Source organism: Saccharopolyspora sp. SCSIO 74807, assembly GCF_037023755.1.
GTDB lineage: Bacteria > Actinomycetota > Actinomycetes > Mycobacteriales > Pseudonocardiaceae > Saccharopolyspora_C > Saccharopolyspora_C galaxeae.
This window is the reverse complement of the sequence record NZ_CP146100.1, coordinates 2,165,502-2,177,947: the sequence shown is the minus strand read 5'-3', so window position 1 is coordinate 2,177,947 and position 12,446 is coordinate 2,165,502. Positions and strand designations below refer to the sequence as shown.

General features: G+C 72.6%; 10 protein-coding genes. 1 reads left to right on the top strand and 9 read right to left on the bottom strand.

Annotation, left to right across the window (positions count from 1 at the left end):
- Nucleotides 1-128: 128 nt before the first annotated feature.
- The 9 genes from V1457_RS09890 to V1457_RS09850 all read right to left on the bottom strand — a co-directional run bounded on the left by V1457_RS09890 (nt 129) and on the right by V1457_RS09850 (nt 11,738).
- On the bottom strand, nt 129-1,097 hold the full coding sequence (locus V1457_RS09890; protein ID WP_338602741.1) for a DUF6177 family protein: 969 nt from the start codon (nt 1,095-1,097) through the stop codon (nt 129-131).
- Nucleotides 1,082-1,429: a hypothetical protein gene (locus V1457_RS09885; RefSeq protein ID WP_338602738.1), complete on the bottom strand. Its 348-nt coding sequence runs from the start codon at nt 1,427-1,429 to the stop codon at nt 1,082-1,084. Before V1457_RS09885 ends, V1457_RS09890 begins: the two co-directional genes overlap by 16 nt.
- 41 nt (nt 1,430-1,470) lie before the next feature.
- The gene (gene eccCa, locus V1457_RS09880; protein ID WP_338602736.1) at nt 1,471-5,385 is read right to left on the bottom strand and encodes a type VII secretion protein EccCa; all 3,915 of its coding nucleotides are present in this window, start codon (nt 5,383-5,385) and stop codon (nt 1,471-1,473) included.
- 13 nt (nt 5,386-5,398) lie between these two features.
- Entirely contained in the window at nt 5,399-7,051 is a 1,653-nt protein-coding gene (locus V1457_RS09875) for a hypothetical protein (protein ID WP_338602733.1), read from the bottom strand.
- 55 nt (nt 7,052-7,106) lie between these two features.
- The gene (locus V1457_RS09870) at nt 7,107-8,420 is read right to left on the bottom strand and encodes an EsaB/YukD family protein (protein ID WP_200068984.1); all 1,314 of its coding nucleotides are present in this window, start codon (nt 8,418-8,420) and stop codon (nt 7,107-7,109) included.
- Nucleotides 8,417-8,656 (bottom strand): hypothetical protein, encoded by a 240-nt coding sequence (locus tag V1457_RS09865; RefSeq protein WP_233626953.1) that lies wholly within the window; start codon nt 8,654-8,656, stop codon nt 8,417-8,419. The genes V1457_RS09870 and V1457_RS09865 overlap by 4 nt, the downstream gene beginning before the upstream one ends.
- Nucleotides 8,657-8,783: 127 nt before the next feature.
- A complete protein-coding gene (locus V1457_RS09860; RefSeq protein WP_200068982.1) occupies nt 8,784-9,161 on the bottom strand; it encodes a hypothetical protein in 378 nt (125 codons plus the stop codon).
- Nucleotides 9,158-10,837, bottom strand: coding sequence for a hypothetical protein (locus V1457_RS09855; RefSeq protein WP_338602726.1), 1,680 nt, complete (start codon nt 10,835-10,837; stop codon nt 9,158-9,160). Before V1457_RS09855 ends, V1457_RS09860 begins: the two co-directional genes overlap by 4 nt.
- Nucleotides 10,838-11,021: 184 nt before the next feature.
- A complete protein-coding gene (locus tag V1457_RS09850) occupies nt 11,022-11,738 on the bottom strand; it encodes a class I SAM-dependent methyltransferase (RefSeq protein WP_200068980.1) in 717 nt (238 codons plus the stop codon).
- Between the two features lie 98 nt (nt 11,739-11,836).
- Between V1457_RS09850 and V1457_RS09845 the strand changes: the two genes are divergently transcribed.
- A complete protein-coding gene (locus tag V1457_RS09845; RefSeq protein ID WP_200068979.1) occupies nt 11,837-12,442 on the top strand; it encodes a TetR/AcrR family transcriptional regulator in 606 nt (201 codons plus the stop codon).
- The last annotated feature ends 4 nt before the right edge of the window (nt 12,443-12,446 follow it).

The window sequence follows — 12,446 nt, the reverse complement described above, 5'->3', positions numbered from 1 at the left end:
TCCGCGGCCGACGAGTTAGGAGATGCCGCCGGAGGAGCAACGGCCGTTCCCGCGGCCGGATCGGTGCTCGGGCGAACCGCTCGGGACGGACGGCGACGGGCACATCAGGACCCGCCGGTCCGAGTGAGCTACTCGCGGGCGGACTGCCCGAAGTGTTCGAGGACGTCGGTGAGCACCTCGTACGGTGCCCGCGAGTCATCGGTGAGCGAGCACCAGGCCGCTTGCCGGCGGTCGAGTCCGAGCAGCTGGACCTGCGCGGGCGCGCGCCGGGCGTGTTCGGCGCCGTGTTCCGCGACTATTCGATGGCCGAGCAGGATGCCGTGGGGCAGCGGGGGCGGGTTCGGCTTGTTCCAGCGCAGGCCGTCGAGGCGGCCGGGTTGGGTCGCGACCAGCATGGAGCGGGCGTTGCCTGCCACTGCGGCCGCGAGCTGGTCGATCGCGGCTCGGCCGACCGCGCGGGCAGCGGGCCCGGCCAGCCGCAGGCGCTCCCGCACCCCCTCCTGGACTCGAGTCACTTCAATCGTGCCGATCGCGGTCGCGGAATCCTGACCGCCGACGAGAACCACCGTGGACGGATTCGGCGCGCGCTGTTCGCAGTGCCGGGTGAGCTCCCGCGGCGACCACGGTTCGGAAGCCGGTTCGGCCACGCCCCAACCGCTCGGCCGACCGCCGGTGAGCGCCTGCACCGCCGCTTCCGCGCTCAAGCCGAGCTGCAGCGAAGCATGGGCGCCGTGCAGCGTGGTGATCTGCACTTCGACGCTTTCCGAACCGGTGGCCACCAGCGGGCCCGGCGCCCCGGCGGCGGCGAACCGGGCGCCGTCCCAGTGCAGCGGCTCACCGGTGAAACCGTCGCGGAACCGCTCCTCGTCCTCGCGCACGATCCACTGCGCGTGCCCGTCGTCGATGAACAGTTCGAGCGGGTAGGTGATCTGGCTGCGCAGCGGCGTGAGGATCTGCAGCACCCGGCCGTCCCGCGCCGCGCTCACCGCGGCGTCGGTGAGCCAGCCGGTCAGCGCCACCACCCGCCGGTCCTGCTCGACGACGACGGCCTGCGCGGTTTCCCGGTCGGCGGCGGGGTGGTTCAGCGGGTCGACCACGACACACCCCCGGACGCGGCGATCAGCGCGCCGGTGAAGTTCCGGGCCGCTGCCTCGGCTTCCGGATCGCGCCCAGGGGCGTGGGTTTCCACCCACCACGCGGGATGCGGCGCGTCGCTGACGCCGAGCAGCCGCTGCGCCTCACCGGGAACCTGGACGAGGCGGGCGCCTTCGGTGCTCAGCAGCAACCGGCCGTCCTCGCGGTAGAGCTGGATCAGCTTGGACTCGTCGATCGTGTTGACCCGCAGCTGCGTTCCCGCGGCCCGCATCGCGGCGATCAGCTCGCCAGGGCCCGGCTGGTCGCGGCACAGCGCGACGATGTCGAAAGTCACGATCTTCTCCCAGTGCTCGCCCTCAGTGTTAATAGCAGCGGTTACGTGTCCCCCAGGTACGCGCTCTGCACCATGCGCATCGGATCGCCCGGCCTGATCAGCTGCGCCCGCCCCGGCGGCAAGGTCGTGGGCCGGACGCCGGGGAACAACTGGCCCTCCGAACGGTCGCCGGACATCAGCAGGCTCAGGCAACCGGACTCCCGGACACCCATGGTGAACGGCTCGAACAATCCGCGGGCCGCACCCATCACCCGCCGCGTCAGCACCACGTGCAGCCCGAGGTCGCGGCCAGCGGCCAGGTGCGGCACGAACGGCGCCAGCGGTTGGCTGCCGGAGGCGGCGAGCACGTCGTAGTCGTCGACGACCAGCACGATCCGCGGGCCGGCCGGGTGCTCCGGGTCGCCGCGTTTGACCAGCTCCTGGCACACGGCCTGGGCGAGCTGGTTCGCCAGCGCGTGGTTGGTCGCATAACCGCCCAAGTGCTCGTCCGGCACCAGATCACCGAGCCCGTGCCTCGGGTCGAACACCGCGAAGGTGATCTCGTCGGCGGGATACCGGCGCACCAGCTCGCCGGTGACCAGCTTCAACAGGTTCGTCTTGCCGGTGGCCGAGTCGCCGAGCACCAGCAGGTGCTGGTCGCGGCCGAACAGGTCCAGCACCGCGGGCTCGAAGTCCTGCTCGAACCGGCCCAGCGGCACCCCGGACTGGGGTGATCCGTCGGACTGGGGCAGCTCCGCCGGATCCAGCACCGCGGGCAGCACCCGGATCGGCGGCGGCACCGGACCGGTCCACGTGCTGCGCACCAGCGCCGCGGCTTCGGCCAGGCCGCTGCCCGCCGGGTCGGCCACCGAATCCAGCCGCGGCAGCGCGAGCTGCCCGAACAGCTTGTCCGCGGTGAGCGCGCGGCCGTTGTCGGCGATGGTGCGGGCCAGCTTCCCCTCGATGCTGGACTCGGCGGAGTCGGTCAGCTTCAGCTCGATCCGGTTGCCGAAACCGACCTGCTGCGCCCCGCGCACCTCGTTCCAGCGCCGCGCGGTGGCCACCACGTGGATGCCGTAGCGGCCGCCGCGGGCCAGCAGGTCGTGCACCCGCGGCTCGATCGACTCGAAGGCGGCCGCCAGCTGGCCGTAGCCGTCGAGCAGCAGCACCACCTCGGTGCAAGGCAGCTCGCCGGGCTCACCGCGCAGTTGCGCGATGTCGTCGATCTGCTTGCGCTGGAACAGCTTCTCCCGATCGGCGAGCATCCCGTGCAGTTCGTCGATGGTGCGGCGCACCCGCTCGAAGTCGTCGCGCCCGGCGACACCGCCCACGTGCGGCAGCTCGGCCAGCCCGCGCAGGCCGTTGCCGAGCAGGTCGATGGCGTAAACGCCGACGTCGGTCGGCCGGTGGGTGCTCGCCAGGCCCAGCGCCAGAGTGCGCAGCGCGGTCGTCTTCCCGGTGCCGGGACCGCCGAGGATCATCAGGTTGCCGCCGGACTCGGCCAGGTCGAGCGTCCAGGTGCCTTGCCACTGGTGCGCCGGATCGTCCAGCAGCCCGACCGGCACCGGCAGCCCGCCGTCCGATTTCGCGCGCAGCCGCAACCCGTCCTCGGTGATGTCGAAACCGCCCGCGGCCCGGTCCAGCGACACCGCCCGCGGCAACGGTTCCAGCCAGATCGGCGCCACCGGTGCACCGACCGGTTCGAGCTGAGCCACGATCGTCGAAAGCAGCGTCGGTCCGTCGGTGCGGCGGGTGGCCTGCGCCTGATCCGCCTGCTCCGCCGCGCCGGGTTCGCCGTAGGCCGGGACCGGCAGCACCCGCGGCCGGTCGGTCGCGGCGGGCTGCGGCTCCGCGGACTCGTCCGGCGGGCCGGACACGTAGGCGGATTTGAACTGGTCGTAGACGCTGGTGTCGACCTTGAGGTACCCGGCGCCGGGCAGCGGCGGCAGGTGGAACGCGTCCGGGGTGTCCAGCACCGTGCGGCTCTCCATCTCGGAGAGCGTGCGCAGCCCCAGCCGGTAGGACAGGTAGGTGTCCAGCCCGCGCAGCTTGCCGCCTTCGATGCGCTGGCTGGACAGCAGCAGGTGCACCCCGCCGGACCGGCCGATCCGGCCGATGCGCAGGAACAGCTCGATGAACTCCGGTTTCGCGGTCATCAGCTCGCCGAACTCGTCGATGACCACGAACAGGTGCTGCAGCGGTGGCAGTTCCGGCGGTTCGCCCAGCGCCGCGCGGCGCATCGCGTACTGGGTGATGTCCACGCTCTTGTCCGCGTCGGCCAGCAGCTGCTGCCTGCGCTGCACCTCGCCGTCGAGGCTGGCGTACATCCGCTCCACCAGCGAGGAGTCCGACTCCAGGTTCGTGATCAGCCCCGCCACGTGCGGCAGGTTCTCGAACGGGGCGAACGTGGCGCCGCCCTTGTAGTCGACCAGCACCATGCTGACCTGCTCCGGCGGGTGCGTGACCGCCAGCGCCAGCACCAGCGTGCGCAGCAGCTCGCTCTTGCCGGAACCGGTGGCGCCGACGCACAGCCCGTGCGGGCCCATGCCGAGCTGCGCGGACTCCTTCAGATCCAGCAGCGTCGGGCTGCCCAGCCCGGTGACGCCGATCGGCACCCGCAGGAAGTCCCGCTCGCCGCGCCTGCTGCGCAACTTGTCCGGGTCCAGGCGCGCCGGGTCGTCGATGCCCAGCAGCGACAGGAAATCCGCCGGCGGCGTGCCGGAACCGTCGTCGTAGGAGTCCGCGGACAGCCGGAGCGGAGCGAGTTCCCGGGCGAGTCCGGTGGCGAACGCCTGCGAAGTCGGCTCCAGCGCACCGCTGATCGAAGCGGCCGGGGAGAGCTGCTCCACGGTGAGCCCGTCGCCCACGGTGATCCGGCTGGAGATCTCGCTCGGCTCGTGCAGCCGGTCGGCCAGCAGGTGCAGCACCGTCACCCCGAGCCGGTCCAGGCCCACGCCCTGGTCCGGTGTGGACAGCGCACCGGCGACGCCGCCGTAGGCGTCGTCGATCACCAGCAGCCGCGAGCGGGTCACCGACTCGGACTGCCCGGAACCGTGCCGGAGCGCCTGCGCGGCGCGGGTGGCCCGGTCGGAGAGGTCGTCGGCGAGCAGCGCGGCGAGACGTTGCGCGTCCGGCGCGAACAGCGGTTGCGGGCCTGCGGGACCGATGGAGCCGCGGTCCAGCGCGTGCGGTAGCCAGCGCACCCACGCCCATTCCGGTTCCCGCTCCGGCGGTGCGATCACCGCGATGGTGACGTCGTCCGGTGCGTGCGTGGCCGCGACCTGCACCAGCAGCGTCCGCGCGGCGTCGAGCACCTCGGCCCGGTCTGCGCCGATCAGCGAAACATCGCCCGCGCGGTCCAAGTTCGCCCGCAGCGGCAGGTGCGGGACGGTACCGAAGCGGCGGCGCAGCGCCTCGGCCTCGGCGAGCATGAACGGGTCCGGCGGGTTGACCGGGTTGCCCTCCACCCGCATCCGCAGTTCCCGCACCGGCTGGTGCCCGGTGCCCAGCCGGACCCGCAGGAAGTCCGGGTCGCGGCGGCGGCGTTCCCACAGCCGCGCCGGATCGCCGACCAGGTCCAGCAGTTCCGCGGCGGGCGGGTCGGGTGCGGCGGCGCGGCGCTGGAAGTCCCGCTCCCAGTCGCGCAGCTGGTCCCGGAGCTGTTCGAGGTGGTCCAGGTAGCGCTCGCGCTGCTGGCGGCGCTTGCGGGTGGCCTGCCCGCGCTGGGTGACGTAGAACAGCCCGGCCGCGCACACCGACACCAGCATCACGCAGGCGCCGAGCGCGGCGAACCCGGTGCCGCGGAAGACCATCATCATGGTCATCGACGCGGCCGCCCCGGCCATCGGCAGCAGTCCCTGCACACCGGCGGCGGTCTTGCCCTCGGGCAGCAGCGGCGGCGGGTCCAGGTCCAGCGGTTCCTGCGCTTGCAGCGGGCGCACCGCGCGCGCCGGCCGGTGCACCAGGCGGGTGGTCAACTGCGCCTCCTCCCTACAGCGTCCGCGACCGGCGCAACGACCAGGCCGCGAGCCGGGAGCCCGCGGTGATCGTGGGCTCGGCGAGCCGCCCCGGGTCGATGGTGCCGCCGGACGCGACGTGCCGGTCGTAGGGCAGCACCACGACGGGAAGGCCGAGGCGGGAGAACAGCGCCTCCGCTGGACCTCGCTTCAGCGTCGCGACGCCCTGCTGGTCCGCGGCGTTCAACGCCACCACGACGTGTTGGAGGGCGGCCGGGCCGATGCGCGCCAGCGCGTCCGCGGTCGTGCGCACTCCGTCCGGGGTCGCAGGGGTCACGACGACCACCGAATGCGCGTCGGAGAGCACCGCGCTGGTCGCCGGAGCGTTCAGCCCCGTTCCGCAATCCAGCACCGCGACCGCGAACAGCCGGGACAGCGCCCGCGTCACGTCCCGCGCGAGCTGGTGCTGCGCGCCGGACGATCCGGGCGCGACCCACAACCCGCGCGAGGTGCGCGGCAGCAACCGCTCGATGCTGCCGAGGCTCTGCCCGCTGGCGGTGCGCAGCGCGGGAGCCAGGCCGGGCAGCGTCATCGCGGTGTCCACGCCGAGCCGCCAAGCCAGCGAGCCGGATTCCGGTTCGGCGTCCAGCGCCAGCACCGGCTCGGTCCGGCGGGTCGCGAACACCGAACCGAGCAGTGCCGCGACGGCGGTCTTGCCCGCACCGCCGCGCACCGAGGTCACCGCGATGCGGCGCCCGGTGGTGATCGGGGCCTGCACGGCCGCGAGGACTTCTTCGAGTTCGCGCGGCTGCTTCGAGCTGCCGAACACGCGCGCCACGGCCCTGGTGACGCGGCGGGCGGTGCTGTCGCCGCGCGGTGCCTGCCCGGTGAGTTCGCTGCGCTTCGGCGGCTGGTTCGGCGCGGGTTGCTGCGGCGCGGGTTGCTGGGGCCCGGGTGGCTGGAACCCGGGTTGCTGGGGACCGGGTTGTTGCGGACCGGACGGGTCCGTCGCAGCCGGATTCGGTCCCGGCGCGGCCGGTGCCGCGAACGGGCCGGGCTGGGATTGCGGATGAGCCCAATTCGGCGGATTCGGGCTCGGCGGATTCGGGGTCGGCGGCCCTTGGCCGGGCTGGAGCTGCGGCGGCTGGTCGGGATGTTCCGGGTACGGGTGGGTTCGGCCGTGCGGTGACCAACCTTGGTGCGGCTGGGCCTGGACGGGGCCGGAGCTGTTCGTGCCGGAATGGGTCGAGCCGGAATGGGTCGAGCCGGAATGGGTCGAGCCGGGGCGGCCCGCCTGGCCGCGGCCCGCCGGGTCGGCCTCCGGATGCCCGCCAGCAAGCGGCTGGTCCGGCCGCGTCCGCTCCTCCTGCGCCCGTTGACCTTGGAACCGGCTCGGGTCGATCCGCTGGGTGCGCTCCGCGCCCTGACCTTGCGCCTCCGCTGGGCTCTGCACAGCGTCCTGCCCGGACTGCGGCTGCTGCCCGGACTGCGCTCCGGACGTCTCCGGAGCGGATTCCGGAGCCCCGGCAGCTTCGGACGCCCGGTCGCTACCGGCGGCTCCCGGCAGCTGATCCGGCCGCACCTGCTGGGTCGCGTCGGCGTCCTGCTCCCACGGCGGCCGGTCGGTCGCGCCACCTCGCCACGGCCGCCCGGCGGGCGGTTCCGGCGTGCGATCCGATGTGGACACTTTCGAGCGCCTTTCCTGGTTGCGGGTGTGCGGGGGAGCCGGCGAGGCCGCGGAACTAGTTCAGCAACTGCGAGTAGAGCCCGAACACGCCGACCGCGACCGGCACCATCGCGATCACCGCGATCCCTTCGACGCGGTCGGCGATCTGCCGGGCACGCGCCTGCACGTGCGCGGGCGGCCGGTAGGTCAACGCCACGAATCCGGCCGCGAGCACCAGCAGGGCGACCAGCGCGGCACCCCACCACTGGGCGGGCAGCGCCTCGGCCCATCGGCTCACCAGCCCGGCCACCACTACCAGCGTCGCCGCGGTCAGCGCCGCGACTTCCACGACCAGCGGACAGGCGCGGGTGCGCAGGAAAGTGCTCACCCCCAGCAGGCAGGCCAATGCAAGGGCCCAAGCATTGGCGCCGTGCGCGAGCACCCAGCCCGCCACCGCGGCCGAGGCGGCAGTGCACAGCACGGCCAGCGCCAGTCCGCGGTGCGCCGAGTCCACCGCGGCCCGGACGGACCCCCGGCTCGCGGGCCGCTCACCGAGCTGCTGATCATCGAGCCTGGTCAGCCCGGAGGTCACCAATGCGATCCGCGGCAGCAGTCCCAACAGGACGGTGCTGGCCAACGCCAGCACCGTCGCCGTCCACAGCAGCGGAAACCCGAGCACGGGCGGAACGACCCACAACGCCAGCAGCCCGAACAGCGCTCCCGCCCCGGTCAGCCCGGAACGCGGCCGCCGGTTCGCCGCACTGGCGCCCAGCACGGTCAGGCCGGCCAACGCGATCCACGCGACCAAGCGCTGCGGCCATTCCGGCGACCACTGCGGCACCGCGGTGGCCGCGACCGCAGCGCCCGCCAGCAGCACGGCCGTCCCGGCCGCGCGCACCCCGCCGATCCCGAGCGCACTACCCGCGATCAGCACGACCAACCCGGCCGCGAGCGCGGCAACGGGCGGCACGACCGGCAGCGCCATCGCCACCGCCCACGCCCCGGCCGCGGCGATGACGCCGGTAGCCACCCAGCGCCGAGCCGCGTCGCCCCAGCGGCCCGGCCGCCGTTCCAGGTCGTCGGCGACTTCGTCGGTCACGTCGTGCACGACCGCGGGCATCGGCGCATCGCTGATCCGGTCCACGCGCAGCAGCGCACCATCGGCGATGTCCGCCGAGCGCGGGCTCTGGTCGAGTTCCACGACCGTGCCGTCGAACAGCGAAAGCCGGTACGACTGCGGCGACTCGACGGTGCGGTAACCGAGCAGCCGCACGATCTCCGGCAACAGCTCGCCCAGCGCCGTCTCGGACGGGATGACCAGGTCCACCCGCCGCCAGGGCGCGGCGAGGGTGACGCGGGTGAGCGTGCCCGTGGCCGCTGCGGGGTTCATCGCACCACCTGGCTCTGCTTCTGCTGCGTCAGCGCGTTCTCCAGGAACGAGAAGCCGACGCAGCCCGCGCAGGCCACCGCGGCCACGATGAGGCTGATCGCGAAGCGCTTCAGGTTGTCGACGGTCGCCCGCTGGCGGCGCGCACGCCCCCACAGCAACGACTCCCGCAACCGTCCGCGCCGGACGGCCACCGATTCGAGCAGCTGGGCGTCGTACTCTCGTGCCACTCGCGGCATGGTACTCAGCCGATTACTGATCATGCGGGCTAATCGGTGCTCCCGGGGGGGGCGTCGGAGTTCCCGGGGCTCATCGATGATCCCGGCGCCCGGCTGCGATCTCGGGGCGCATCAGTGCCCGCGGCGCTCAGAGCATCCGGACCATGTTGTCGATGGTGGCCACCGACGGCAGCTCCGCGCGGCTGCGCACCAGCGGTTCCAGCTGCTCCCAGCGGGACTTCAGCCGATGCGGCCGCGGTTCGTCGTCGGCGAGTTCCTCTTGCAGCACCTCGAGGTGCCGCCGCGCTTCCCGGAACTCCTCGCGCGCCGACCCGGTCAGTTCCGCGCCCAGTTCGCCGACCTTCGCGCGCAGCGAGTCGAGCTCACCGGCTGCGGCGTTGTACACGACCGAACCGACGTGCACCTCGTTGTGATCTCCGATGGTGTTCGCGCCCGTGAAGTTCCCGCCTTGCACGATCGTCGTGTTCTTCGGTTCCTCGGCAGGAGGTCGCGCCGCAGGGCTCATGACTCCTCCTGCGGCTCGGCGGGTTGTGCGGCGTTCGCGGTCTCGACCCGGGCCGCCGAGTTCGCGCCGAAGGTGTTCGCGCCGGTGAAGGTGCCGCCGTTGATGACCGTGGTGTTGATGACCGCGTTGCGCCGCGCTTCGAACTCGTCGGTGGAGAAACCGTTGTCGTGCAGGTGGCGGTGCACCGCCGACAGCGTTCTCCGTTCGATCAGCTTGACGTAGCGCAGGCCGTCCAACTCCTGGAACTCGTTGCCGAATTCGGTGGCTGCGACCACCTCGCGGATGCTCTGCACGCTGCCGTAGTCGGCTTCCCGCGAGGCGCCGTGCTCCGGCAGCACCATCCGGCGCAGCCCACCGGCCGCGGTGCGCACCCGGGAGGGCAGGCTCGACGGGAACCGCAGCAGCTCCAGCGCCGCCGCGCGCACCGAGCCGCCGGAAGCGGCCGGACCGCTGTGCCTGCTGTCGATCGGCAGCAGGCAGTAGGCGCTCCACTCCAGGTAGAGCGTCCGGTCGTCGCAGCCGACGTGGAAGAAGGTGGACACCACGACGTCCGATTCCCACCCGGCGACCGAGCTGCGCTGGAAGTGCCGCGCCCACTCCGGCCCGCGGTCGGCGATCTGCTCGACCAGCTCCGGAGCAACCGCGGGCACCGGGCGCCCGCCCCGGTCGGGCAGCAGCGTCCGGCCGAGCGGGCTCTCGGCGTGGGCCGACATCGTTCCCGCGTGCACCGCGACCACCGGGTCGACGGTGAGCCCGCGCAGCCGCGAACCCGGAACCAGCAGGTCGGACGTGTGCATCTGGCGCAGTTCCGCGGCGACCGCGCGGTACAGGTCGAGCGGCCGCACGTCGGCACCACCGGCTTCGCCTTCCGGCAGGCCCTCCTTGTGCAGCGGGATCACCATCGACCACTGGTTCAGCCGGTCACCGTGTCCCGGGAAGGCGCTCCACCCGGATTGCACCAGGACGTTCCCGGAATCCGGGCGGGCGGACATCTCACCCAGCAGGCGGCCGTGACGCCGCGTCCCCACCGTTCGCACGGCTTTGCCCAGCCGCGCGACCGGCGAGTCGGTGCCGCCCGAGATGAGCAGCTGATCACTCACCAGCACGGCGAACAAGCCCGCCAGCCACCCGATCACGAGCAACGACGACAGCGCCGAATCGGGCAGCGCGTACAGCGAGTCGTCGATCTCGAACGCGTCGTCCAGCGGGTCTTCCAAGTCCGACGCCAGCAGTGACCACAGCAGGAACGCGACGATCACATGCGCCACCCCGGCGCGTAACCGCTCCGGCACGCGCCTGCGCCGGAAAACCCGCGCCAGCAGCCGCACGAGCAGCCAAACGGCGATGAAACCGAGCCAGAACCACACGAGCCCCGCATCCGCGTAGTACAGCGCCACGCCCATGACCAGGCTGAACACCAGCAGCACCAGGTCGCGGAGGCCGCGCCGGTACCGGGCGGCCAGTGAATGGCCCAGCACCGCGGCCGCGTCCACTCCCGGTTCGGGCGGCAGCGCCTGCTGGGGACTGCGCAGGTAGGCACCGATCACCGCGTCCGAAAGCTTGGGGACATGTCCCGTGGCCGTGGCCAGCCGCTGCGTGTTCCGCTCCCGCTGCCGCGCCAGCCCGGCTGCGTCGTCCGCGGTGACCGCGGCCGACGGCGTTGTCCCGTTGTTCAATCGGACCCCCGTGGCAGTCGATGTCGCGCAATTGTGGTGACGTCGACGATCAGGGAAGCCGCTTCCGTGCGGTTTTCACCCGCTGAGCCCATTCGTGCGCGGGGTCGCACGCGAAACGGCCGGGCACCCGCGGAATCGCGGATGCCCGGCCGGGCCGGCGCGGTGCGCCGCTTCTCGCCGGAAGTCAGGCCCGTTCGGCCTGCAAGTGCCACATCGGGAAGGTGAACCGGCCGTTGTCGTCGGTGATCGCCGCACCGGCGTCGAAGGGCATGAATTGCTCGAAATGGCGCGCCGCGGTTTCCGGGTCGAACGCCCCGGAGTAGCGGACCTGCTCGATCGCGTTGATCCGCCAGTGCTCGCCGAGGTTCGTGCGCAGGTCGTCCTGGCTGACCGTCGCGGGCGCCGGTGCGTCTTCGACGTCGGCGAAGCAGAGCACGTGCAGCTTGGCGCCGGGTTTGGTGACCCGGTGCAGCGCTGCGCCGTACGCGGCGCGCGACTCCGCGGGCAGGCAGTGGTAGAGGGCGCTGTCCAGGACGGTGTCGAACTCCTGCGGAACCCCTTCCATGGTGGTCGCGTCGGCGACCTGGAAGTCGGCCCGGACCCCGCGGGCGGCCGCGCGTTCACGCGCCGTTCCGAGCGCCGTCGCCGATCCGTCCACACCGGTCACGGAATAGCCGCGCTCGGCGAGGAAGATCGCGTTGTCGCCGGGCCCGCATCCGGCGTCGAGCACGCGGCCGGTGATGCCGCCGTCCCGCTCCAGCTGCACGAGCACCGGCTGGGGCTCGCCGATGTCCCACGGCGCGCGGTCGAACTCGATGTCGGCGAACCCGCCTTCACCTCGGTAGAAGGACTCGAAGTCGACGCTTCCGATGTCGATTCCGGCTCCGGACCGATTGGTCATGCATCGCTCCCTGGCTGTATTAATCGGACGGTCGGTAGATTACTCCGGCCGTCAAGCTGACCCTGTCCGCTAGCCTCTGCCCCTCGAGGAGGTCCGAAATGGCACGAACGACCGGTAGCTCCGCGGCCCGCACCCGGGCGCGGGTGCTGCAAGCGGCCCGCGAGCTGTTCACCGAGCGCAGCTACGCGGGCACGTCGATCCGGGACATCGCCGAGCGCCTGGAGATGACGAAAGCCGCGCTGTACTACCACTTCCCGGCCAAGGAGGACCTGCTGCGCGAGCTCGTCGCGCCGGTCGTCGACGAGCTCGGCGCGTGCGTGCGGGCGGCCGAGGACGGCAGCGAATCCTCGCGGCGGCTGCTGCGCCGGGTCGTCGACCTCTTCGACGACCACCGGCACATCATCCGCGGCACCCTCTACGACGCTTCGGCACGCAGTGTGCTGCTGGCCAAGGACGACATGTTCGCCGACGTCCGGGCGCTGGAGAACGCCTTGGCAGCCTCCGACGACCCGGCCGACCTGCTGCTGGCCCGGTGCGCGATCGGCACGGTGCGCGGCGCGATCATCTCCACCGGCGACATCGACTCGCTGGCGCTGAACCGACCGCCGGAGGCCGACGTCGGTCCGCGCCTTTCCGAGCAGGACCGCGAGCTGGTCACGAACGCGGCGGTCGCGGTGCTCGACACCGGTGCGCGCGACGACTGAGGCC